Source organism: Polynucleobacter sp. JS-JIR-II-b4 (genome assembly GCF_018687815.1).
Taxonomy (GTDB): Bacteria; Pseudomonadota; Gammaproteobacteria; order Burkholderiales; family Burkholderiaceae; genus Polynucleobacter.
In genome coordinates, this window is sequence record NZ_CP061306.1 from 1,645,337 (window position 1) to 1,670,288 (window position 24,952).

A 24,952-nucleotide genomic window follows, 5' to 3' on the forward strand; every position below is an offset into this window, starting at 1 on the left:
ACCTCCTAAATTATTTTAAAGACTTCTATTATTTTTCTGGTTTAAATGAACTATCCAAGAACTCCTGGACGCCAGTAAACATCAACATACGATTCTTTTCCATAATGATGGTGTGAGTGCCCTCACTGATTTGCAACATGATTTTGTATGGTGCATTCTCTAGCTTAGTGAAATACTCGTACATCATGTAGCTTGGTAAATCAGCATCCCATTCTGCGTGCACCAACATTACTGGCACACGAATATCTTTAGGGTCATAAACAGGCGTACCTGCCGTCCAGAATTCACGAGCATCTTGAACGGTACCATTGGGCGCACGCAGTTTTTTTGGTTCCTGGGTTTTACCCCATGGATCAGTCTCAAATGTTGCCGCAGCCCATTTCTCAAACCACCCTTGTGGAATTAAGCTAGCTTTTGCATTTTCTGGAACGCCAGTCAGCCAGCGATTTTTGGCATCGGCCACCGAGGCAACGCGATAAGCGCCTAGCTGACCGCCCTTATCAGTCAATGGAGCACCGCCTTGACGCAACCATTGTGGAGCATATAAAACTAACTTATTTACCTTTTGGTTATTCTCGGTGGTGTATTTGCCCATGATGGTAGTTCCCCATGACCATCCAAGTAAATTTATCTTATTGATATTGCGCTTCTTCAGAATGTAATCAACCGCACTCGAGACATCACTTACGGCAACATTAGTGCGTACCAAAGGAGGATTTTGCTCGGCAGGTTGATCCATCTCTGGTGGACGCGTGGATTTACCGTAACCACGCAAATCTACCAACCAAACGTCATAACCTTTAGAGGCAATGTATTCCATCCAAGATGTGCCACCCAATGACAAATCAAAAGCGGTTTCAGATGGATAGGTAGAGCCATGAACATAGAGTAATGTCTTATCAGGTGAGAACGTTTTCATTCCCGCTAAATGCTTATTCCGCAGATAAAGAGAGATCCCAGGGGTATCACTCTGAATCATGTATTCATTCATCTCGATTTTCCCTGCAGCAAAGGCTTGGGAAAATCCCAAGAAAGCAAGTAAGCCAATAAAGAGCTTTTTATTGATTTTCATTTTGTCTCCAAGAATTTTTGTATAAGCTAATAATCTTTGCATGATATTACTATCAAGCGCTCCCAAATAGACAAAACCCTCACCATTTCTGATGAGGGTTTCCTTTTCTGGTAGGCCCACAAGGACTTGAACCTGGGACCAAAGGATTATGAGAGTAGATATCCAAAAAAACCACCAGGATTTCATGAGGTTATGTCGCTTGATTATCGGTCCGCGAGTATTTCTGTGACTGGATTAACAAGGCCACAAAGAATAGTCTCTCACCCTTTGGTTTTGAAAACAAAAGGGATTTTTGGAGCAACCATCTAACACTTCATTACTCCAAACAGTTTTTATTTGAAACTGACAGGTATTACTTTAAGTAACGCTCGTTTGTTTACTATAGCCAATGAACTGAAGTAGAGTCTAGTGGCATTGCTGGAAGCTGCAAATGGGCAATTAATGCCGGGTTGAATCAGGGCAAGATAAGGGTATCTACTGAAACTTTTTTATGGAATTAGACTAGCAGTATCTAAGGAGGGATCATGAATCGTCGCCTAATTCTTAAAGCTCTAGCCGCATCAAGCATCATTGGTATTCCGAGCTTTTTACTTGCTCAAAATAACAAGCCCGCCCAAATCACAATTATTTATGACGCGTTTGGAAAACCTTCTGATCTTGGTCGTGGCTGGGGATATGCAGCCCTCATCGAATACGGCGGCAAGCGAATCCTCTTCGATACCGGCGGACAATACAAAGTCTTTGCTGATAACGTCAAGAAGCTCAAAATTAACCTAAAGAACTTAGACTTTGTTGTCCTATCCCATAGGCATGGTGACCACACATCAGGACTCCAATTTGTTCTGGAGCAGAACCCTAAGGTTCAGTTTTATGCACCTACCGAAGCAGGATCATTTGGCAACCCAATCCATGGAGCTAGCCCACTTGGAAAATTAATTTCCAGAAAAGTGGATGATGTTCCTCAAGATCTGCACTACTTTGACGGTAAGTACGAAGATAAGTACAAGGTTGACTCAGCTTGGCCAACAGCCAACATTACCTTGATTGATAAGCCCACAGAAGTAATGCCGGGATTCTACCTTTTTAAAACCGTTTCCGAGAAAAAAGGAACGATGGAATTAAATGAACTCTCATTAGCAATCAAGACCCCTAAGGGATTAGCAGTAATCGTCGGGTGCTCACATCCTGGAATTGAAAAGATATTAACGGCAGCCGCCGAAATTGATCCGAATATATACACACTAGCCGGCGGACTACATTTAGTTGATGTCAGCGATCAACAAATTACTGAAATTGTTTCAAACTTTAAAAATAAATGGGGTATTGAAAGGATCGCAGCAGGCCACTGCTCTGGAGAGTTTGCTCAAGCCGAATTCAGTCGAAGCTATGGCAATAAACATGATCATTCCGGTGTCGGAGAAATTATTCTTTTACCGAAATAACTAACTTATCTAAGCTTTATAGAAACCAACAAAAAAATCAATCCAAGGGTTGGTTTTTCATTTCTAATCCGCCAACCGGAGCATAGGAAAAACGGCTGCTTTTATAGCCATAACTACTCCAGTTGAATATTGAGACGCTTGTTTAATGCCTTAAAGCGGGCAATTTCAGCCTTCATAAAGGTTGCCATAGCCTCCGGCCCTTTATTAGCAACCTCAAGTGATTGACCTGCCATCCTCTCCTTTACCTCTAAGGTGTTCATAGCCTCTGATACAGCTTTTGCAAACTTGCTAGCAATTGGCTTTGGAACCGAAGATGACAAAGCAACTCCATAAAAAACCTCGAAGGTTGCTGCCGGTAAACGCAACTCATCTAATCCAGGGACATCGGGCAGAAAACGTGAGCGTGAAGGAGAGGTAACAGCAAGTGCACGCAACTTACCTGCTTTGATTTGGGCTCCTGCTGCTGCGATAGTCTCCAAACCAAAATCAGCATCACCGCGAATCAGAGACAAAATAGCATCGCTACTACCCTTGTATGGAATGGGCTCAACATCAATTTGTGCAGCACCTGCAAAAATCTCTGTCGCCAAGTGCGGGGTTGTGCCCGGACCATAGCTTGTGTATCTCAAAGATTTAGGCTTAGCCTTGGCTTGTGCAATTAAATCAGCAAGCTTCATATAAGGCTTATCTGTTGAGGTAACAATTACCAAAGGTGTAGTGACGGAAAGATTAATTGGGTAGATATCTTTTTCAATATCGTAAGGAAGATTGGAGCGCAATGCGGGCAATACAACAAAGCTACTGCTCGCAGATACCAGCACCGTATATCCATCTGCGGGCGCGCGAAGGGCTGCCATCACACCAATGACAGTTGAGCCGCCTGGTTTATTTTCTACAATCGCCGGCTGGCCTAACCTTGGCGGCAAAGCCTCTGATAAGACGCGACCTAAAACATCAGTTGCTCCCCCAGGAGGAAAGGGAACAATTAAATTCAGGGGCTTACTTGGCCATGATTGAGCCTGAACTACTGTACTCATTACAAAAAGAATTGCACTTAAAAAGTACAGTCTGATTTTATTCATTACATTCATTTTTAAATGCCTAAAAAATAATTAGTTCCAGGAAAAATTTGTAGCAGTAGATTTTTCACTTAAGTCCCAAAATATGCCCGCCATCATTTTCAGGCCTTCAGCAGCAACTGGTTTAAGCATATGCTCATTAGGAGCATGCTGATTACATGCTGGATAAGAATGTGGTACCCAAATCGTTGGTAACCCTAAAATGTCCGCAAACACATCATTCGGCAATGAGCCGGCTAGATTAGGTAAAACCGTTGCCTGTTTGCCCGTAGTTTTTTCAATGGAGGACTTAACCCAATTAACCCAGGGATTTTTCAAATCAAGACGTGTAGCCGGCGTGAATGCATTTACCCTCACCACAACATCATCAAATCCTAACTTGACTAGATAATCATGCACATGCTTTAACAAATTATTCCAGTCTGTTCCAACAACAAAGCGCAATTGACAATGTGCGATTGCCTGTGAGGGGATAGCGTTAACTGGGCGATCCGGTTGCCCAGAACCAAGAGCCAGAATTTCTAAGGTATTGCTTGCAATCAATTTCTCGGCTGGCGTTAATCCCAACTGCCCCCAAGCAAGATCTATTGCAGGGTCATCTTTGCCTTTACCGACTACAACTGATTTCAATGCATCTCTTATTAGAGGATCGAGCGCTGGAGCCTTAAGGTCATCCAATAAAATCTTGCCATGAGCATCAACCAAATGACTTAATGCATGAACTAAACGAGTAGCTGGATTTACAAGAACTCCGCCCCAATTGCCAGAATGGTAGGCCTTATCTCGAGATTTAACTTGCAGACTAAAGTTGACGAGTCCTCTTGATCCCAAAAAAATAGTTGGCGTTTCAGCGTTAACGCGAGGGCCGTCACTTGCAATAAGTAAGTTAGCTTTAAGTAATTCCTTCTGGCTCTCGCAAAAATTTCCTAAGCCAGGGCTGCCAGCCTCTTCTCCCATCTCCATTAATACGGTAACGTTAAAACCCAATACACCTTCACGAGCCTTTAAGACTCTTTCTAAGCCGAATAAAGTAATAGTATGCTGACCTTTATTGTCAGCCGAGCCGCGACCATACCAGCGTTCACCATCTTGCGATAGTAACCATGGATTTAAACCTTCCTGCCAGCGAGTATCTTGACCATTTACTACATCACCATGGGCATAAATTAATAAGGTTGGTAAATTGACATCTTCAATTCGCCTGGAAACCAAGATTGGCGCTGCCCCAGAAATAGGATTATCAAAAATCTCCGAAACAAACCCCATCTTTTCTAGGTATGGCGTAATTTCATCCTGCAAGTAACCCCAGAGTTCTTGTGGTGCAACTGGCAAGTCGCCTTCCGTTTTATATGCTATACGGCTAGCCAGCGCTTTTTGCAGTTCACCTTGCTCAAACCAGGCCTGCACAGAAGATAGGAAATTTTCTCTTTTCATAATGACTTACTATAAAGACTTATTTAGCGACTGCACCAACTGAAAATCCCAGCCTATAGACTCGAGTCAACTCTTCTAGACATATATCAACTTAATAGCCAAAAAAAATACCAACCCGAAGGTTGGCATTTTATCTGTGGTGGGCCCACCAGGACTTGAACCTGGGACCAAAGGATTATGAGTCCTCTGCTCTAACCAACTGAGCTATGGGCCCGTTAGTCTTGGATCAATCTTCCTCGAGGAAGGTCTTGAGTTTGTCGCTACGGCTTGGATGACGCATTTTTCTCAGAGCCTTAGCTTCGATCTGACGAATACGCTCACGAGTAACGTCAAACTGTTTGCCGACTTCTTCGAGGGTGTGATCAGTGCTCATCTCAACACCAAAGCGCATACGCAATACTTTTGCTTCGCGCGGTGTCAATGAATCGAGAACGTCTTTCACCACATCACGCATAGAGTCATGCAATGCTGCTTCAGCTGGAGCCAATGTATTGCCGTCTTCAATGAAATCGCCCAAATGAGAATCTTCATCATCACCAATTGGGGTCTCCATAGAGATAGGCTCTTTAGCAATCTTCATGATCTTACGAATCTTGTCTTCAGGAATCTCCATCTTCAGCGCCAAGGTTGCAGCATCTGGCTCATGGCCAGTTTCTTGCAAGATCTGACGGCTGATACGGTTCATCTTGTTGATTGTCTCGATCATGTGAACAGGGATACGGATCGTACGAGCCTGGTCAGCAATCGAACGAGTAATCGCCTGACGAATCCACCATGTTGCATAGGTAGAGAACTTATAACCACGACGGTATTCAAACTTATCTACCGCTTTCATCAAACCAATGTTGCCCTCTTGAATCAAGTCCAAGAACTGCAAGCCACGGTTAGTGTATTTCTTAGCAATCGAGATTACCAAACGTAAGTTGGCTACTGTCATCTCACGTTTCGCTTCGCGGGCACGCTTCTCGCCGGCGATCATTTGCTTGTTTACTTCTTTTAATTCTGGAAGTGGAATAACGACATTCTTCTGAATATCAATCAACTTCTGCTGAAGTTCTTGAATCGCAGGAACATTACGTTGCAAGAGTGCGCTGTAAGGCTTGTTCTCTTTAAGTAACTTCTCAGTCCAAGTCAAATTCATAGACATTTTAGGGAAATCTTTTAATACTTCACTACGATTAACGCCCACTTTGTCTACCAACAAGCTAACGATGCCACGCTCAAGTTTCCATACTTGATCCACTTGTGAGCGCATGGTGTCGCATAACTTCTCAACACTCTTCGCTGTTAAGCGGAAGCCAAGCAATTCAGCACGAATTGCCTCTTGCGCTTTCAGATACGCAGGACAGTTATAACCATCCTTATCAAAGGCGCGGCGCATCTTGTCAGCTTGTGTGCGAACGATGGCAAACTTCTCTAAAGAAATCTGCTTTAACTCTTCTAATTGCTTGGCGTTAGCCGTTGCAGCGCCACCGCCGCCACCGCCACCTTCGTCTTCACCGCCGTCATCTTCGCCCTCTTCAGCATCCGGATCAACTTCTGGCTCTTCAGGTCCAAGCTTAATATCTTCTGCGTTTGGATCAACCAAACCATCAACAAACTGGTCAATCTCCATCTCGCCACTAGCAATCTTGTCAACGTTGCTAAGGATCTCAGCAATCGTTACAGGGCAAGCAGCCAAAGCCATCACCATGTCTTTAAGGCCGGCCTCGATCTTCTTCGCAATGACGATCTCGCCTTCGCGAGTCAGCAAATCCACTGTACCCATCTCACGCATATACATACGTACTGGATCGGTAGTGCGTCCGAATTCTGAATCAACTGTAGATAAAGCAGCTTCAGCTTTTTCTTCAGCCTCTTCTTCGGAAGCCGCAGCTTCTGTGTTGTCAGACAGGATTAAAGTTTCAGCATCGGGTGCTTGTTCGTAAACAGTAATACCGATGTCGTTGAGCAAGCTGATCAAAGTCTCTAATGCGTCTGCATCAGACAACTCGTCAGACATCACGTCATTCATCTCGCCATGGGTTAAATAGCCCTTGGACATACCCATCTTGATCAAAGTCTTCAAACGAGCACGACGTAACTCTTGCTGCTCTTCAGTACCCAACTGCTGTGCTGCGAATTCTTTTAAGAGCGCCTTCTCTTTAGCTTTACGCTCACGCGCTTTTTGACGATCAGTTAAAACTGGCTCCGCATTTTCTGCAGGAGCATCCGCCTTGGCTTTACGGCCACGCTTCTTCTCTTCCTCAACTGCTGGCACTTCAACTTCAGCAACCTGGGCTTTTTTACCTTTAGTTTCTTTAGTTTCTTTTGTCTCTTTTGCTTCCTTAGCTTCCTTCACAGCCTTAGCCGGTTCAGCTTTAGGTGCAGGCGCAGCTTTACCCTTTTTAACTGGCTCAACTTTGACTTCTGCCTTTACAACCTTTACGGGGGCTTTAGCAACTGGCTTTGCTGGCGCTTTTGCTGCTGGCTTCGCAGCAGCTTTTGCTGGTTTAGCTGGAGCTTTAGCTGGCACTTTTGGAGCTGGCTTCGCAGCTGCCTTTACTGGCTTGGCAGGTGCTTTCGCTTTTGGGGCCGGCTTCGCAGGAGTCTTTACTTTAGTAACCGGCTTAGCAGCAGCCTTTACTGGTTTAGCAGGCGCCTTCGCTTTTGGAGCTGGCTTAGCTGGAGCTTTAGCTTTAGAAACTGGTTTTGCGGCAGCCTTTACTGGCTTAGCCGGGGTTTTTGCTTTGGCAGCTGGTTTTGCAGCCGCTTTTACTGGTTTAGCTGGAGCTTTCGCTTTTGGAGCTGGTTTTTTGGTCTTAATATTCGGCATTTATTAGCACTTACTCACATTACTGTTGTTGATATCGACTGATGAAACACAGCCCCGTAGTAACTCACTTACCCACTTACCCCAAATTTCATCAAAATAAAGCGCAAGTGGCTGAATTAAATCGGTTTTTTCTTGGGAACAGAGGATTATAGTCGATTGCGACTTTTTTACCCCCGTAACACTTAAAAATATGGGGTAATTTCTGAGGATTTCTAGGGGTGTTTCAGTAAATTCTTAGGAGAATTTCAGCTTTTCGCCCAATTCCCGATAACGGGCCTTATCTTGTTCGGAAGCAGTGCTTCCAGAGATCTTTTGGGCAATTTCAGTCATTTCTTGCTTGAGATGGGTTAACTCCAGCTTTTTGAACGCCCCCTCAAGATCAGCAGCCGCACCCTCTAACTCCAAATCGGAGCCCATCACTCGATTTCTCAGGACCTCATAGAGAGGAGCTAACTCACTACGAGAGAGTTGATCTTGGAACATGGCAAATGCACCGGCACCCGCGATCGCTGGCTTATTGCCCTCACCTGGAATCAACTCAACCAAGTCACACTGTGACAAAAGGTCTTTCATCAAAGCGTGGGCTTTTTCGGATCTCTGCTCTGCCGCCTTCAATGCTAGTGCGCGCTTGTTCGGATCCAAAGCTTTTCCCAAATGCGGAAACTGAATAATCACTCGCAGCATTTGCTCGGCTAAATCCGTTGGTGCTTTGGGTGGCTCTATATTTTGAGTGGCAACTCTTTTTGCAGATCCTTTGGATGCTTGCCAAGGCGCGCCTTGACGATTGCCATTATTAGAAAAATTATTTTGGCTATTTGGGTTGCCTTGATTACCTTGTCCACCTTGATAGCGGGCCTGTGCTGGCTGATAAGTAGTTTGACGAACAGGTGCAGGCGCTACCGTTAACCCACAAAATGCTTCAAGTTCTGCAGGGGTAGTATTGGTACGAATCGCGAGCTCGCGCAAGATTTGCGTACGCAAAGCAATGGGAGGCATCGACAGTAAAAGTGGCTTAGCGGCATGATGGGTATGGGCTCGACCTTCTGGGGTAGTTTGCTCGTGACCCTCACTAACAACCTTAAAGAAGAAGCTAGAGATAGACATCGCTTCTTTAATCACCTTCTCAAAAGCAGGTGCGCCATAAGCACGAACATAGCTATCAGGGTCATGCTCTGTCGGTAAGAATAAGAAACGAATTTCTTTATCGTCTGACATGAGTGGTAAGCATGCTTCAAGTGCACGCTGTGCCGCACGTTGACCAGCAGAGTCGCCATCAAATGAGAAAACCACTTTCTCGGTTTGTCTGAGTAGCATGCGTACATGGTTTGCCGTACAAGCTGTACCCAGTGTTGCAACCGCGTTGGGGAACCCCAATTGCGCTAAGGCAACAACATCCATATAACCTTCGCATACCAAAACATATTCTTGTGCACGAATCGCTTGTCTTGCTTCAAACAAGCCATAGAGCGTATTGCCTTTTGAGAACAATGGCGTCTCAGGAGAATTTAAATACTTTGGCTCACCTTGATCCAAAATCCGCCCACCAAAGCCAATGGTTTGACCCTTGGGATTACGAATAGGAAACATAATGCGGTCACGGAAACGGTCGTAGCGCTTTACATTCGCACCTTCGGACTGCTCACCCTGAATAAGCAAGCCGCCTTCCACCAAGGTCTTCGCTATCTCATCGTTGGAGTAAGCGCCAAACACCGCCTCAAGACCCTGCCAGCCGTCAGGCGCGTAACCCAAGGCATAACGCTTAGCAATCTCACCGGTAAGTCCGCGACCTTTTAAATACTCAACCGCCCTAGTGTTGCCCTTTAGTTGTTGGCGATACCAATCAGCAGCAGCACTCATCACCTCACTCAATGCCATTGCTTGCTGCTGTCTTGCTACATCATTCGCAGTGCGCTCCTCACGAGGCACATCCAAACCCGCAGAACGGGCAAGATCCTCGATCGCATCTACATATCCAAGTCCGGAATACTCCATTAAGAAGCTAATGGCAGAGCCATGAGCGCCACAACCAAAGCAGTGATAAAACTGTTTAGTAGGCGATACCGAAAATGAGGGGGATTTCTCTGAATGAAAGGGGCACAAACCCTGAAAGTTCGCGCCCGCTTTTTTTAGCTTAACGTGCTGCCCAACCACATCAACGATATCAACCCGATTTAAAAGATCGGCAATGAAGGATTGTGGAATTAGCGCCATGTAGCCAGTATGAAAGGATTTTGCTTTCTTGACTAGCTACTGAGTTTACTTACTTCGCCAATGCGGCTTTTACCAAGCCAGATACTTTACCCATATCTGCTTTGCCAGCCAATTGACCTTTAAGTACGCCAATGACCTTACCCATATCCTGTGGGCCTGCAGCGCCAGTCGAAGCAACGGCGGCAGCTACTGCAGCCTCTACTTCAGCATCGGATAACTGCGCAGGCAAATACGTTTGCAAAATCACCATCTCAGCAGCTTCAATCGCAACTAAATCATCGCGATTGGCTTTTTCAAACTGAGAGATCGAATCTTTACGTTGCTTAATCATTTTTTCGACAGTCGCAATCACACCAGCATCGTCAACCACAATGCGCTCGTCGACTTCGCGTTGCTTAATCGCCGCCAACAAAAGACGAATTGTTCCAAGGCGCTCAACTTCTTTAGCGCGCATAGCGTTTTTCATATCTTCAGTGATTTGATCTTTTAGACTCATGGCTTTATTCCTGGTGTTGAATATAAAACGTCGAACATTTAATAATGGTGATTAAAAAGCAAAAACCCGCTGCGTTTCACCGTCAGCGGGTTTCAAAGCCTCTCGGTGAGGAGAGCTTTTAAATTCTATTAGTAAAGCTTCTTAGGCAACATTTGGCTGCGAATACGCTTGTAATGGCGTTTAGCAGCTGCAGCCTTCTTGCGCTTACGTTCAGCCGTTGGCTTCTCGTAGAACTCGCGTGCACGCAAGTCTGTCAAAAGGCCATTCTTTTCAATGGTGCGCTTGAAACGGCGCAATGCCACTTCAAATGGTTCGTTTTCGCGGAGGCGGACTGTAGTCATACTTATTTAACTCGTATATGCTCGATAGATATCGAAAAATTAACTGAATTGCGATTCTAGCACGGCTAAGTAAAAAAATGATTGTTTTAGGAATAGAAACTTCTTGTGACGAGACCGGGGTGGCTTTATACAACACCACGCCTTGGGAAGAGGGTAAACCGGCCTTCCAGGGCATATTGGGCCAGGGCTTGCACTCCCAGATCGCCATGCACCGGGACTATGGGGGCGTTGTCCCCGAACTAGCCTCCCGCGACCATATTCGTCGTGTTTTACCCCTTTTAGACCAATCCTTAGCCCAATCCGGCCTCAAATTAGCCGATATTGATGCCGTGGCATTCACTCAGGGCCCCGGATTGGCTGGCGCCCTCCTGGTAGGAAGCGCTTTTGCCAAATCTCTGGCCCAAGGCCTCAATTTACCGTCTATTGGGGTACATCACCTCGAAGGACACCTACTTTCCCCACTTTTAGGGCAAACCACCCCTCAATTCCCCTTTATCGCCCTGCTGGTATCTGGTGGCCATACGCAACTTATGAAGGTCTCAGGGATTGGTCAATACGAGCTGCTTGGCGAAACCTTGGATGATGCGGCGGGAGAAGCCTTTGATAAGACGGCCAAATTACTTGGCTTGGATTACCCAGGTGGGGCATCTATTTCTAAATTGGCAGAAGAAGGTCGCCCGGGTATTTTTGATTTACCTAAACCCATGCTGCACTCTGGCGATTTAGATTTTTCTTTCTCGGGATTAAAGACGGCCGTCCTCAATCAAGTGAAAAAGTTTGCAGAAAAAAATATTACGAATCCTTCAGAGGTCACACAATTTCATGCGGATCTTGCTAGAAGCTTTGTTGACTCCATCGTGGCAGTTCTTGTCAGTAAATCGGAGAAGGCTCTTAAACAATCAGCTTGCAAACATTTGGTGCTTGCAGGCGGTGTTGGCGCCAATTTGCAACTGCGTGCTGCGCTCAATGACAAAGCGCAACGAAATAGCTTTGAGGTGCATCACCCACCACTTGAACTCTGCACAGATAATGGCGTGATGATTGCCTTTGCTGGAGCGCTACGTATGATCGAAAAAAATAATGGCTCCACAACATTTGGAGCCTTTGATATCAAACCCCGCTGGGATTTGCAAAGCAATAATCTGAAATAGATTTATTGCTTGTTATTTCTGATGGCTGATTCTGGCAAATGCACTGTGGTTGTGAATAGATTCAAAATTCTCAGCCTCCACTACAAAAGAGCGAATACGCTGATCAGCCTTGAGATTGCCGGCCACATCACGCACTAAGTCTTCTACGAACTTCGGGTTGCTATAAGAATGCTCAGTCACCCATTTTTCGTCAGGGCGCTTGAGCAATCCCCATAACTCGCTAGAAGCTTCACTTTCAGCGGCGGCAACTAAATCTTCTACCGTCATCTGCGTTTTGGAATCTAACGCTACAGTCATAGTGACATGTGAGCGTTGATTATGCGCACCAAACTCAGAGATCTCTTTTGAGCAGGGGCATAAACTCATCACTGGAACTTGTGCACGTAAACCCAATTCAACATCAGCGCTGCCCGTTGAATTTTGCTTGACTGTTGCCATCCAAGTTACTTCGTAATCCATCAAGCTTTCTACACCAGAAACCGGTGCTGCTTTTTTAACGAAGTGCGTATAAGTAAATTGCACATGACCTTCTTTAGCATCGAGCAAAGGCAACATATCGCGTACTAAGGCAACAATGGTAGTGCTATCCACTGCCGCATCTTGTTTTTGGAGAAGCGCCATGAATCGAGACATGTGTGTACCCTTTACATGAGCAGGTAAAGCCACATCCATCTCAAAAGTTCCAACCGATGGAAAATTACCCGTCTTGCTGCGAATAGTCAGCGGGTGACGCACGCCACGAATACCAACTTGCTCAATAGGAAGTGCGCGCTCATCCAAGGTGGATTGCACGTCAGGCATAGCGCTGGCTTTCAGAAAGGCGGGATTCAAGTCATTCATCACTCTATTTTCAGGCAAAACGGGCTTATTTGCCTACCAGCGCTGAATTTACAGTCAATATTGCCGGAAAACGTTGTTTGATGGAGTTAGCAATACCCTCAACATCCAAGCCACACTTGGTCATCAGCAGGCTGTAGTCACCATGCTCGATAAATTGATCAGGAAGACCTAATTGCAAGAGGGGTTTCTGAATACCAAGATTCGAGAGCGCCTCTAAACAAGCGCTACCTGCGCCACCGGCAATAGCCCCATCCTCAATCGTCACAAAATAATCATGATCAGCCGCTAACGATTGGATGAGATCTACATCGAGCGGCTTTACAAAGCGCATATTGGCCACCGTTGCATTAATCCCTTCAGCCACTTCGAGTGCCGGGTAGAGCAAAGTGCCAAAAGCCAATATCACCACACGTTGACCAGCAGGCGCAGTGGATTTACGACGAATCTCACCTTTACCAAATGGCAGAGTACGCAATTCTTTAGATGGGATAGCGCCAATACCTGCACCACGCGGGTAGCGAACTGCGCTTGGGTGTGGCTGATGAAAGGCAGTAGTTAACAAGTCACGGCATTCAGACTCATCTGCCGGTGTCATCACCAGCATATTTGGAATGCAGCGCAAGAATGGAATGTCATAAGCACCTGCGTGGGTGGCGCCATCAGCACCAACGAGACCAGCGCGATCTAATGCAAACAACACCGGTAAGTCTTGTATCGCCACATCATGAATCAGTTGGTCATACGCGCGCTGCAAGAAAGTGGAGTAAATCGCCACCACTGGCTTCATACCTTCGCATGCCATGCCGGCTGCAAAAGTGACCGCGTGCTGTTCCGCAATACCGACATCGTAGTAACGCTTAGGGAAACTCTTCTCAAACTCAACTAGGCCGGAACCCTCTCGCATGGCTGGAGTAATGCCAACCAATAAAGGATCTGCGTGCGCCATATCGCATAACCACTCACCAAATACTTGGGTAAATGTTTTCTTGCTAGCAGCTGATTTTTTAACGCCCTCTTCAGGATTAAATTTGCTAGGGCCGTGATACAGAACAGGATCAGCCTCAGCCAACTCATAGCCCTGACCTTTTTTGGTCACGACGTGCAAGAACTGAGGTCCGCGACCCTCTAAGGCTAAGCGGCGTACGTTCTGCAGCATCGGAATCAAAGCATCTAAATCATGGCCATCAATCGGACCGAAATAATTAAAGCCAAACTCTTGGAAGATCGTAGATGGAGAAACCATGCCTTTGGCATGATCTTCAAGACGCTTAGCAAACTCACGTAAGGGTGGCGCAATTGATAAAACACTATCAATGCCTTTTTTAGTTGCTGAATAAATATTGCCGCTGAGTAATCTAGCCAGATGGCGATTAAGAGCGCCCACAGCAGGCGAGATCGACATGTCGTTATCATTCAAAATCACTACGAGTGGCAAGTCGTCATACACACCTGCATTGTTCATAGCTTCAAACGCCATCCCACCGGTCATAGCGCTATCGCCAATCACCGCTACAGCTACATGTCGCTCGCCTTTGGTCTGAAACGCGCGCGCCATACCCATCGCTGCAGAAATACTGGTTGATGAATGGCCGGTACCAAAAGCATCAAACTCACTTTCAGAGCGATGTGGAAAGCCTGATAGACCCTTGTGTTGACGCAAGGTACCCATACGTTCACGACGACCAGTCAAAATTTTATGCGGATAACTTTGATGGCCAACATCCCAAACGATACGATCGTCCGGGGTATCGAATACGTAGTGCAAGGCAATAGAGAGCTCCACCGTTCCCAGGTTGGACGAGAGATGGCCACCCGTCTTGGATACAGAATCCAAAACAAACTCGCGCAACTCATCAGCTAGAGCTGGTAGCTCTTCGCGGGAGAGTTTTTTGAGATCGTCGGGGGAGTTAATGGAATGTAAAGTCATTGAACCTAAATAATCTGTACTGATGAATTTCTCTTATTACTCTGATTGATCTCTTACTTGCCGCGATTGACAACCAAGAGAGCTAAATCTTTTAATGCTTGTGCAGCCGCACCAAAACTATCTAAGCTAGCGATTGCGGTTTCTTGTAACTCTTTAGCCTGCTTCTGTGCATAGTCTAAACCCATCAAGGTCACGTAGGTCGGCTTATTAGCAGCAGCGTCCTTGCCAGCTGTCTTACCCAAGGTGTGACTATCCGCAGTGGCGTCCAGCACGTCATCCACAATCTGAAACGCCAATCCTAGGGACTTTGAGTAATTTCCCAAATGCACCATTTGCGTTGGATTTAGGTGGGCAGCAATACCGCCTAATTCCACAGCGCATGACAACAAAGCTCCTGTTTTCATAGCATGCATTTGCTTTAGACCATTCAGGTCTAATTTCTTGCCAACACTTTCCAAATCAATTGCCTGACCACCCGCCATACCGCGTGAGCCAGAGGCAGCCGCTAATACAGAAATCATGTTGAGGCGAACTTGCGCATCACCATTTGCATTGGCCAAGATTTCAAAAGCGCGCGTTTGTAATGCATCCCCAACGAGTAATGCTGTTGCTTCATCAAAAGCTTTGTGCACTGTCGGACGACCGCGACGTAAGTCATCATCATCCATGCATGGCAAATCATCATGCACCAATGAATAAGCATGAATACATTCAATTGCTACAGCCGCAGCATCCAATGATTCGCTACTTTCGGCATTATTGCCAAGTTGACCTGCGGCATAAACTAATAGGGGGCGAATACGCTTGCCGCCACCTTGCGCTGCGTAACGCATAGCCTCATGTAAACGATGCGGCGTAGTTTGCGCGGAATCGAGCAAGCGATCTAACGCCAACTCAGTTCGCTCAGAGTGAGATGCAATCCACTCCTGAAATTGAAAAGCAGCGCCCAATTAAGCCTCGAACACTCGAACTTGTTGCTCAACCTGGGCCAGCATTCCCTGACAATGTTTAAGCAAGGCTGCGCCACGTTGATAGGCCAACAAGGTTTCTTCTAGGGAAAATTTGCCAGATTCCATATCCGAAATGAGCTTTTCAAGCTCCTTAACGGCTTGCTCATAGCGCAAATCGGGGTCAATTTGGACCTCAAGACCGGGTTTTTGACTCTCTGACTTCTTGGCTGGCATAAGCTGGATTCCTTGGTATTTCCCACACAGATAGCCCTACATATTAAAGCGAGAAGCGGTTTGGATGGGTATAATCCACCCCTTCCTTTCCAATATCGATCCGTCGATGGTTGGATTGGTTATTCCGCTTAGCTTCGGCTGACGTTTTCGGGGGTGGGGAGAATGACTAATCTGGCTACCGCGCAGAAGCTTGCGCCGTCCAATTTGCAATTGCCGGTTTCGGCATATTTTGACGCTGACCTGTATCAGCGGGAAATTGAACTGCTTTTTAAGCAGGGCCCCGGCTATGTTGGTCACGAATTGATGGTGCCTGAAATGGGCTCCTATCAAACTTTAAGCGCAGAAAACGAAGGTCGCATACTTGTTCGCAATGAGTCTGGCGTAGAACTTCTTTCCAATGTTTGTCGCCATCGTCAAGCATTGATGCTCAATGGTCGCGGTAAAGCCGACAATATTGTTTGCCCATTACATCGCTGGACCTATGACTTAGGCGGTAATTTATTGGGTGCCCCTCACTTTGAAGATAAGCCTTGTTTAAATCTTGGTAAGTCCCCTTTACAAAATTGGCAAGGCTTGTTATTTGAAGGTCCTCGCGATGTGCGCACTGATCTTGCCAAGCTGGGCGTTGCCGATGACCTCAAGTTTGAAGGTTACGTTCTTGACCATGTTGAAGTACATGAATGTAACTACAACTGGAAAACATTCATCGAGGTTTATCTCGAGGACTATCACGTTGTGCCATTTCATCCAGGTCTTGGAAAATTTGTTTCTTGCGAAGATCTACACTGGGAGTTCGGTGATTGGCATAGCGTTCAAACCGTTGGCATTCACAAAGATTTACAAATTCCAGGCTCACCAACCTATCGCAACTGGCATGAAGCTGTACTTCGCCAATTTGACGGTAAAGCCCCACGCCATGGTGCTATTTGGCTTACTTACTATCCCAATGTCATGGTGGAATGGTACCCAGGCGTTCTATGTGTATCAACACTGCACCCAATGGGTCCTGGTAAAACGCGCAATATTGTTGAGTTCTACTATCCAGAAGAAATTGCTTTGTTTGAGCGTGAATTTGTGGAAGCAGAACGTGCTGCTTATATGGAAACTTGCATCGAGGATGATGAAATTGCTGAGCGCATGGATCAGGGCCGAGCAGCCCTACTTGCCCGCGGCATTAATGAAGTAGGTCCATATCAAAGCCCAATGGAAGATGGCATGCAACATTTTCATGAGTGGTATCGCCGCGTCATGAACTTCGAAGGCGCATAATCAAAACAGACTTTACGGTTTTATTAATACCCTTTATTAATAACCCTCATCACTAAAAATAGGAAGCATCATGACTCCTCTAATCTCAGCTAACCAGTTAGAAGAAATCATTAATAGTGGTGAAAATGTATTGCTCTGTGACTGTCGCTTTGATTTAGTCGACCCACTGATCGGCAAAAAATCCTACGAAGAAAGTCATATTCCTGGTGCCATTTATGTAGACCTCGATAAAGATCTTTCAGGAAGCAAGACTGGCACGAACGGCAGACATCCCTTGCCCAGTCCAGAAGCCTGGGCTCAAACTAAAATGCGCTTGGGCATCAACCCCAATACCTTAGTAGTTGCCTATGACAAACAAGGCTCTGTGTATGCCAGCCGTTTGTGGTGGATGCTCAAGGCAACAGGGCACGCCAATGTTCGGGTGCTAGATGGCGGCTTAGATTCTTGGAATGGTCCTATGGGTTCTATTCCAAGAGCGCCTACCCCTTGCGCCGAAGCCATTGGAGTGATGCCTTATGCGGGGCTGGTTCTAGTTGATGAAGTGGTGGCTAATCTAGAGACAAAGAAAAACAAAATCATCGATGCACGAACTGAAGATCGCTTTCATGGTCAAAATGAAACACTGGATCCAGTTGGTGGACATATTCCGGGGGCGATGAATCGCTTCTTTAAAAATAATCTCAATGCGACTGCATTCAAAACTCCTGAGCAGTTATTCAAAGAATTTTCAGAATTCCTCGGGACTACTAAAGCCTCTGAAGTCATTCATCAGTGCGGATCTGGCGTCACTGCTTGCCATAATCTTCTGGGGATGGAGCTTGCTGGCTTTAAAGGCTCACGCCTGTATGCAGGTAGCTGGAGCGAATGGTGCGCAGACCCCAAAAGGCCTGTTGAACTGTAAAGCTTGTTAGTGCAGTAGAGACAGTAGGATCACAAACCCTACGCCACAAGCAATCAAGACCGTCTGACGTAAAGACTCGACCCAGTGTGGGCGACGGTGCATTTGCGGGATGAGATCACTCACCGCAATATAAATAAAACTGCTAGAAGCGACCACCAATAAATATGGCATCGCTGCATGCGCTTTTTCCAAGAAGAAATAAGCCAACACGCCACCCACTACCGCTGATAAACCGCAGATAAAGTTGTACAACAAGGCTCGTGTGCGGGAAAAGCCAGCATTTAACAGGACAATGAAATCGCCGATCTCTTGCGGGATTTCATGGGCAATGATGGCAATGGCAGTGAAGATACCCACTTGATAGTCGGCCATAAAGGCTGCAGCAATCAAGATGCCATCTACGAAGTTATGAATGCCATCCCCAACCAAAATCATCCAGCCACTACGCCCAGCATTTTCTGCATCATGCCCATGGTGGTGGTGGTGACCATCACCTTCGTGATGATGGTCGTGTCGCAATAATGCGATCTTCTCAAGCAAGAAGAAACCCAATAACCCAGCAAGCAAAGTAGCAAATAAGAACTGAGGTTTTGCACCTTCCATGCTAAATGCCTCAGGCAAGGAGTGGAGCAAAGCGGTTGCTAGCAAAATGCCGACCGATAGGCTCACCATATTGTTGACCATCTTGGAGAGCATGGCCAAAGAACAGCTTGCAGCCACCAAGACGCTAGCAGTTCCTGCTAACGCAGTCACTAGGAGGATGCTTTGTAAAACAGTCATCGCGCTTACACCACTCCGTTTTTCTTAAACCAGGCCAAACATTTTTCCCAACCATCTTTCGCAGGACCTTCACGATAGCTAGCGCGGTAATCAGCATGGAATGCATGGGGGGTATCTGGATAAACCACAAATTCACAAGCCTTGGCAACAGGATTCTTAGGAGCGGCCTGCGCCAAAGCGGCGCGCATTTGATCAATACTCTCCAAAGAAATTCCGGTATCAGCGGCGCCATACAAGCCGAGTACTGGCGCCTTTAAATCAGCAGCAATATCTATAGGATGGTGAGGATTGCCCTCAGTCTTCTCGCCGATCAGACGACCGTACCAAGCTACACCGGCACGCACCTGCGGCAAGGTTGCGGACAACCAAGTAATACGACCACCCCAACAGAAGCCAGTAACACCGACGCGCTTCAAGTCCCCGCCATTTTTGCCAGCCCACACTAAAGCAGCTTGTAGATCGTTCAAGACTTGAGCATCCGGAGTCTTCGCCACAATATTAGATTGAATTTCGGCAATGGTGCCGTAAGTATTGGGGTCGCCTGCGCGAGTAAAGAATTCTGGGGCAATCGCAAGATATCCCAACTTTGCAAAACGTCTGGTGACATCAGCAATGTATTCGTGCACACCAAAAATCTCGCTCGCCACAATAATGATGGGCAAAGAGCCTTTCGCTTTTTCAGGTCGAGAGACATACGCTGGTAACTGAAAGCTACCAACGGGGATCATCTGCTCACCAGCTTTAATGCCTTTGAAATCCGTTTCAATAGCTGCAGCCATCACAGGCTCAGAGGCCCCCACAAATCCAACCCCAATAGCAGTTGCGCCAATTGCAGATGTTTTTATAAAATTGCGTCGACTATTTTGAATGTCTTTACTCATTACCTTGTCTCCTGGCTTGCATTTCTCATTGAATAGTTAGTGCGCTTCTTCCCAATTATCGCCAATCCCAATACTAACCACCAAAGGCACCTTTAACTGGGCGACATTGCACATCAAACCAGGTAATTTAGCCTGTACTAGTTCAAGCTCATCAAAAGGCACATCTAGGACCAACTCATCATGAACCTGTAGTAGAAGCTTAGTCTTGAGCTGCTCTTTTTCAAGCCAATCCTCAACGGCGATCATGGCCAATTTGATTAAGTCAGCTGCGGTACCTTGCATTGGGGCATTAATTGCTGCCCGCTCAGCACCTTGGCGTCGCGGACCATTAGAGCCCTTGATCTCTGGCAGCCAAAGACGTCGCCCAAAAACTGTTTCTACGTAGCCATTCTCTCTTGCTTCAAGACGTGTGCGCTCCATATATTGAGCCACCCCTGGATAACGATCGAAGTATTTAGCGATGTAGTTTTGTGCAGCAGAACGCTCAATACCCAGATTACCGGCTAAGCCAAAAGCACTCATTCCGTAGATCAGCCCAAAGTTAATGACTTTGGCGTAACGACGCTGCTCAGAATTGACATCATCTAATGGGACACCAAAAATCTCTGCTGCAGTGGCTTGGTGAACGTCTTTACCTTCTTTAAATGCCGTTAAGAGATTTTCATCTTCGGCAATATGCGCCATGATGCGCAACTCAATTTGGGAGTAATCCGCCGACAACAACTTACATCCGTCTGCTGGAACAAAGGCCTCACGAATACGACGACCCTCTTCTGTGCGCACTGGAATATTTTGCAAGTTTGGATCGCTTGATGCCAGGCGACCTGTGACTGCAGTAGCTTGAGAAAAGTTCGTATGAACGCGACCCGTCTTGGGATCGGCCATGCGAGGAAGCTTCTCAATATATGTGGACATTAGCTTTGCCAAACTGCGGTAATCCAAAATGCGCGCAGGCAAGGGATAGTCTTCCGCTAACTTCTGCAACACTTCCTCATCGGTAGAGGGTGCACCTGAGGGCGTCTTTTTAATTACCGGAAGCTCAAGTTGTCCAAATAAAATTTCTGCGATCTGCTTAGGTGACTGAATATTAAAAGGCTGACCTGCTAGCTTGTGAATTTCGCCTTCTAACTCAAGCAAACGTTTGCCCACCTGCTGGCCTTGTCTGGACAACAATGCTGAATCAATCCGAATGCCGTTACGCTCCATGATGCCGAGCACACGCATAGCGGGCATCTCTACCTTTTCATAGATATAGAGCAGGCCTGAGTTTTCCTGAATCTGTGGCCACAACTCCAAATGCAGACGCAACGTAATGTCGGCATCTTCTGCCGCATAGTCTGTTGCAATTTGGAGATCGACTTGATCAAAACCAATCTGGTGGACACCTTTACCGCACACCTCTTCATAGCGAATGGTTTTCATGCCCAAATGACGTTCAGCCAAGCTATCCATATTGTGGGGCATGTGTGACTCAAGCACATAAGACTCCAGCAAGGTGTCAAATGCAACACCCTTTAGGGTAATGCCATAGTTTGCAAAGATATGGGCGTCGTACTTTAAGTTTTGACCTACTTTTAAATGCGTTGCGCCTTCCAACCAGGGCTTCATGCGCGCAAGCACTAAGTCACGATCAAGTTGTACTTCACCGTTGCGGTGAGCAACTGGAATGTAACAAGCTTCACCCGGCTTTACTGATAAAGAAATTCCAACCAGTTCTGCAGCAAGCGCATCAAGACTAGTAGTTTCCGTATCAACTGCTGTTAATTCAGATGCCTCAATCTTCTTTAGCCACTTCTCTAAACTTGCTTCGTCCACTACGCATTCGTAGTGACGCTCGACCGCATCTTGTGAATCTCGAGTTTCTTGTGACAAATCTCTAGTCGGCGAACTAGCAATCACGCGCGTCTTTTTTTCTTTATCTGCCCCGCCCTCAGAGGAAGAAATTGGGCCACCCGCCAAATCAAAGCTTGCTGGCTCAGCCTTACTATCCGGGCTTGTGAGCTGCTTTTCTACGTCACGCAACCAAGTCTTAAATGCATAGCGCTCAAATAATTCACGTAATAAAGGCGCGTCTTCAGACTTGGCATGCAAGTCATCTAAGCTTGGTAAATGGGGTGATAAATCACAATCGGTTTTTACCGTAATGAGTTGACGAGCTTGCGGCAACCAAGGAAGCGTAGCGCGCAAGTTTTCACCAACCACGCCTTTAACTTGATCGGCATTTGCCATCAAGTTATCGAGATTACCAAATTCCGCTAGCCATTTATTGGCCGTCTTTGGTCCCGCCTTTGGAACACCTGGCACGTTATCAACGGTATCGCCGATGATGGACAAATAATCCACAATCAATTCTGGTGGTACGCCAAACTTTTCTTTGACACCTTCAATATCTAACTTTTCATTTGTCATCGTATTGATGAGGGTGACTGAAGGATTGACTAATTGCGCCAAATCTTTATCACCCGTGGAGATGATGGTTTCCCAACCCGCTTGCGTAGCTTGGCAAGCTAAAGTCCCAATGACATCATCCGCCTCAACACCGGAGACCATCAATACGGGCCATCCTAAAGCCTTCACCATGGCATGAATTGGCTCAATCTGTTTAACCAAATCCTCAGGCATGGGAGAGCGATGCGCCTTGTATTCTGAGTACATTTCGTCGCGGAAGGTCTTCCCCTTGGCATCAAAAACACAGGCAATATGGTCGGCCTTGAGCTCAGATCGGGCCCGGCGCATCATATTCACCATGCCATAAATAGCCCCAGTAGGCTCTCCAGCCCCATTTCTGAGGTCTGGCATGGCGTGGAAGGCGCGATAGAGGTAGCTAGAACCGTCTACCAACAAGAGTCTATGTTTAGTCATACCGCAATCGTACAATCTAGTTGTGAATTGCCTACAGGTCTGGTTAAGGAACCGCCCGAGAGTAGGCTTAAAAAGGTGAAAAAATGCATTATTTAACGAACTTAATTAGCCACTCAATGAGTCAAAGCCTAACCCTAATGAGTTTTTTGGTGGTTTTTGGACTTTTTGGTACCACTTCAGCCCAAGCTCAGAATAACAGCCAGGCTCTGAGTCCATCGGAATTAAACCGCATCAATAGTCAGCCACTCGCACCTGCGGTGAGCGCAAGTGGCGCGACATCCAACCCTGAGCAACGCAAGCCAAACTATCAATACCGAGATAAAAACGGCACCACCGTTACCGAATACAAAGATGTCAATTCTCCAACACAGGTAGATGTAAAAACGCCGTATACCAGTTATGAAATGGCGCCACCCACATCCGTGATGCCAGGACCTCCAAAAGATACCGATCTGATCAGCGTTCCTAGCGTCAGCATTCCCTTTTAATTTAAAAAGTATTTACTGATTTATGGCTGTATTTACCCCGATCGAGCTTGAAGATATTTCTCAATGGATTACTCAAGACTTTGATATCGGCCAAGCCACTGAAATTCGTGGCATTCATGGTGGTATTGAAAACTCTAATTTTTTCTTAGATACCACCAAGGATGGCAAGAAGCAGGAATATGTTTTAACAATCTTTGAAAGGTTATCTGCGCAGCAACTGCCTTTCTATTTAGAGTTAATGCGCCACCTAGCAAACAAAGGTGTACCTGTTCCGAAGCCGATTGAGAACAAGCAGGGCAACATTCTGTTTACTCTCAAAGGCAAGCCGGCAGCCATTGTTACCAAGCTACCAGGCCTTTCCAGACTCCAACCAGAAGCCAATCATTGCGCTCTTGTTGGCGAGATGCTGGCGAAGATGCATTTGGCTGGAAAAGATTTTCCGAAGTCTCAAGAGAATCTTCGTAGCCTTGCTTGGTGGCAGAAAACAATACCTTCGGTATTGCCACACTTAAGCACGCCCCAGAAAGAACTCATTACTCATGAGTTAAAAACTCAAGAGGAATTTTTTGCCTCAGGCACCTATGATGGATTGCCGCAAGGGGCGAGTCATTGCGATCTCTTTCGCGACAATGTTTTATTTGATCCCAAAGGATCCGATATCTCTCAAGATCATTTGGGTGGCTTCTTTGATTTTTACTTTGCTGGCACTGATAAATGGCTATTTGATATCGCCGTGACTGCCAATGATTGGTGTCTTGCAGATAACAAGCAAGATTTAGATCCTGTTCGCTTAGATGCGTTCATGAAAGCCTATCAGTCGGTTCGCCCTCTCACCAAAGAAGAGCAAGCTAGCTGGCCACTCATGTTGCGTGCAGCAGCTTTACGCTTCTGGGTTTCAAGACTCTGGGACTTCTATTTGCCGCGTGATGCGCAGATGCTAACCCCGCATGACCCTACGCACTTTGAACGCATTCTTTTAAGTCGCCGCTCACTATGAAACTGAATTCCGTAGCACCCAAAGAAGGCTACACCTGGATTAGACAAGGCATTTGGCTCTTTAAACAAAATCCCTTGGGCTTTTTAATGCTGGTCTTTATGTACGTCTTTGCAGCGCAGCTAGCAGTCGTTATTCCAGTGATTGGCGTCTTTGCAGTTCTTCTGCTCACGCCAACTCTTTCTGTTGGATTCATGACCGCTTGCCGCCAAGGCATTCAAAAGGAGCGCATTAGGCCGATGGTCTATTTGATAGCCCTGCGGTCTAGCCCTATCGTGCGAAAAAGAATTCTGCAATTAGGCCTGGTGTATGCCGGCATGATTTTGTTGCTCAGCTTCATCTTGAGCCTTTTAGTTGACTTTGAATTGCTGCTGCCGCTAATGACTAGCGATAAACCCATCACCCCCGAAGCGCTGCGCCAGATTTACTTAGTGCTTTTCTTTGGCGCCATACTCTACATACCAGTAGCGATGTTGATGTGGTTCTCCCCAGTGCTAGTTGCTTGGGCAGATATGCCCGTCCCTCAAGCCCTCTTCTCAAGCTGCTTAGCATGCTGGGCTAATAAAGCAGCATTCTTTTTGTATCTATCTATTTGGGGTGCGATTCTGATTGCCATTCCGCTAACAGTAGGAATGATTTTTGATGCGCTTGATCTGGGGCAAGCAGCCTCATTTATCATCGCCCCTATTTCCATGGCGGGTTTGACGATAATGCACTGCTCTTTTTATGCGACTTGGAAAGCTTGCTTCACAGAAGATGAAGTGGTGTTGCCTGTTTAATTGATT

Annotated in this window: 21 protein-coding genes and 1 tRNA gene; 7 read left to right on the plus strand and 15 right to left on the minus strand. The window is 46.4% G+C overall.

Annotated elements, in window-relative coordinates:
• Positions 1-28: 28 nt before the first annotated feature.
• Positions 29-1,072: an alpha/beta hydrolase gene (locus tag ICV90_RS08375; protein ID WP_215358452.1), complete on the minus strand. Its 1,044-nt coding sequence runs from the start codon at positions 1,070-1,072 to the stop codon at positions 29-31.
• A 524-nt stretch (positions 1,073-1,596) separates the two neighbouring features.
• On the opposite strand from ICV90_RS08375, the gene ICV90_RS08380 reads away from it, so the two are divergent.
• A complete protein-coding gene (locus tag ICV90_RS08380) occupies positions 1,597-2,514 on the plus strand; it encodes an MBL fold metallo-hydrolase (protein ID WP_215358454.1) in 918 nt (305 codons plus the stop codon).
• 113 nt (positions 2,515-2,627) lie between these two features.
• On the opposite strand, the gene ICV90_RS08385 is transcribed toward ICV90_RS08380, so the two are convergent.
• From ICV90_RS08385 to rpsU, 7 genes are all read right to left on the minus strand, one after another.
• Positions 2,628-3,551: a tripartite tricarboxylate transporter substrate binding protein gene (locus ICV90_RS08385; protein WP_251367714.1), complete on the minus strand. Its 924-nt coding sequence runs from the start codon at positions 3,549-3,551 to the stop codon at positions 2,628-2,630.
• A 75-nt stretch (positions 3,552-3,626) separates the two neighbouring features.
• Positions 3,627-5,027 (minus strand): M20 family metallopeptidase, encoded by a 1,401-nt coding sequence (locus ICV90_RS08390; protein WP_215358458.1) that lies wholly within the window; start codon positions 5,025-5,027, stop codon positions 3,627-3,629.
• 137 nt (positions 5,028-5,164) lie between these two features.
• Positions 5,165-5,241: transfer RNA gene (locus tag ICV90_RS08395), tRNA-Ile, on the minus strand.
• A 12-nt stretch (positions 5,242-5,253) separates the two neighbouring features.
• Positions 5,254-7,842: an RNA polymerase sigma factor RpoD gene (gene rpoD / locus ICV90_RS08400; protein WP_215358460.1), complete on the minus strand. Its 2,589-nt coding sequence runs from the start codon at positions 7,840-7,842 to the stop codon at positions 5,254-5,256.
• A 234-nt stretch (positions 7,843-8,076) separates the two neighbouring features.
• Complete coding sequence (gene dnaG, locus ICV90_RS08405) at positions 8,077-10,053, minus strand: DNA primase (protein ID WP_215358462.1); 1,977 nt, start codon at positions 10,051-10,053, stop codon at positions 8,077-8,079.
• Positions 10,054-10,102: 49 nt separating this feature from the next.
• Positions 10,103-10,549, minus strand: coding sequence for a GatB/YqeY domain-containing protein (locus tag ICV90_RS08410; RefSeq protein ID WP_215358464.1), 447 nt, complete (start codon positions 10,547-10,549; stop codon positions 10,103-10,105).
• Between the two features lie 128 nt (positions 10,550-10,677).
• Positions 10,678-10,890: a 30S ribosomal protein S21 gene (gene rpsU / locus ICV90_RS08415; RefSeq protein WP_011903537.1), complete on the minus strand. Its 213-nt coding sequence runs from the start codon at positions 10,888-10,890 to the stop codon at positions 10,678-10,680.
• A gap of 77 nt (positions 10,891-10,967) precedes the next feature.
• Here rpsU and tsaD point away from each other — a divergent pair, with 77 nt between their 5' ends.
• A complete protein-coding gene (gene tsaD / locus ICV90_RS08420) occupies positions 10,968-12,041 on the plus strand; it encodes a tRNA (adenosine(37)-N6)-threonylcarbamoyltransferase complex transferase subunit TsaD (protein WP_215358466.1) in 1,074 nt (357 codons plus the stop codon).
• Between the two features lie 12 nt (positions 12,042-12,053).
• On the opposite strand, the gene folE2 is transcribed toward tsaD, so the two are convergent.
• Genes folE2 through xseB form a run of 4 tightly spaced genes read right to left on the minus strand, consistent with a single transcriptional unit; the run spans position 12,054 to position 15,992 of the window.
• Entirely contained in the window at positions 12,054-12,881 is an 828-nt protein-coding gene (folE2, locus tag ICV90_RS08425) for a GTP cyclohydrolase FolE2 (RefSeq protein WP_215358468.1), read from the minus strand.
• 25 nt (positions 12,882-12,906) lie between these two features.
• Complete coding sequence (gene dxs / locus ICV90_RS08430; protein ID WP_215358470.1) at positions 12,907-14,808, minus strand: 1-deoxy-D-xylulose-5-phosphate synthase; 1,902 nt, start codon at positions 14,806-14,808, stop codon at positions 12,907-12,909.
• Between the two features lie 53 nt (positions 14,809-14,861).
• A complete protein-coding gene (locus ICV90_RS08435; protein ID WP_215358472.1) occupies positions 14,862-15,758 on the minus strand; it encodes a polyprenyl synthetase family protein in 897 nt (298 codons plus the stop codon).
• Entirely contained in the window at positions 15,759-15,992 is a 234-nt protein-coding gene (gene xseB / locus ICV90_RS08440; RefSeq protein ID WP_072582862.1) for an exodeoxyribonuclease VII small subunit, read from the minus strand.
• A 162-nt stretch (positions 15,993-16,154) separates the two neighbouring features.
• On the opposite strand from xseB, the gene ICV90_RS08445 reads away from it, so the two are divergent.
• Both ICV90_RS08445 and ICV90_RS08450 read left to right on the plus strand, forming a co-directional pair.
• Positions 16,155-17,261, plus strand: a complete 1,107-nt coding sequence (locus tag ICV90_RS08445) for an SRPBCC family protein (RefSeq protein ID WP_215358474.1) — start codon at positions 16,155-16,157, stop codon at positions 17,259-17,261.
• 70 nt (positions 17,262-17,331) lie between these two features.
• Positions 17,332-18,162 carry a sulfurtransferase gene (locus ICV90_RS08450; protein ID WP_215358476.1) on the plus strand — a complete coding sequence of 277 codons (831 nt, stop codon included), beginning with the start codon at positions 17,332-17,334 and terminating at the stop codon, positions 18,160-18,162.
• A gap of 6 nt (positions 18,163-18,168) precedes the next feature.
• Here ICV90_RS08450 and ICV90_RS08455 read toward each other — a convergent pair whose 3' ends face one another.
• Genes ICV90_RS08455 through polA form a run of 3 tightly spaced genes read right to left on the minus strand, consistent with a single transcriptional unit; the run spans position 18,169 to position 22,685 of the window.
• Positions 18,169-18,942, minus strand: a complete 774-nt coding sequence (locus tag ICV90_RS08455) for a ZIP family metal transporter (RefSeq protein WP_215358478.1) — start codon at positions 18,940-18,942, stop codon at positions 18,169-18,171.
• A 5-nt stretch (positions 18,943-18,947) separates the two neighbouring features.
• Positions 18,948-19,823, minus strand: a complete 876-nt coding sequence (locus ICV90_RS08460) for a dienelactone hydrolase family protein (protein WP_215358480.1) — start codon at positions 19,821-19,823, stop codon at positions 18,948-18,950.
• A gap of 36 nt (positions 19,824-19,859) precedes the next feature.
• On the minus strand, positions 19,860-22,685 hold the full coding sequence (polA, locus tag ICV90_RS08465; protein WP_215358482.1) for a DNA polymerase I: 2,826 nt from the start codon (positions 22,683-22,685) through the stop codon (positions 19,860-19,862).
• 116 nt (positions 22,686-22,801) lie between these two features.
• Here polA and ICV90_RS08470 point away from each other — a divergent pair, with 116 nt between their 5' ends.
• From ICV90_RS08470 to ICV90_RS08480, 3 genes are read left to right on the plus strand one after another with little or no spacing between them, the layout of a single operon-like run.
• Positions 22,802-23,173 carry a hypothetical protein gene (locus ICV90_RS08470; protein ID WP_251367715.1) on the plus strand — a complete coding sequence of 124 codons (372 nt, stop codon included), beginning with the start codon at positions 22,802-22,804 and terminating at the stop codon, positions 23,171-23,173.
• A gap of 22 nt (positions 23,174-23,195) precedes the next feature.
• Positions 23,196-24,170, plus strand: coding sequence for a homoserine kinase (locus ICV90_RS08475; RefSeq protein ID WP_215358486.1), 975 nt, complete (start codon positions 23,196-23,198; stop codon positions 24,168-24,170).
• A complete protein-coding gene (locus ICV90_RS08480) occupies positions 24,167-24,946 on the plus strand; it encodes a BPSS1780 family membrane protein (RefSeq protein WP_215358488.1) in 780 nt (259 codons plus the stop codon). Before ICV90_RS08475 ends, ICV90_RS08480 begins: the two co-directional genes overlap by 4 nt.
• Positions 24,947-24,952: the final 6 nt, after the last annotated feature.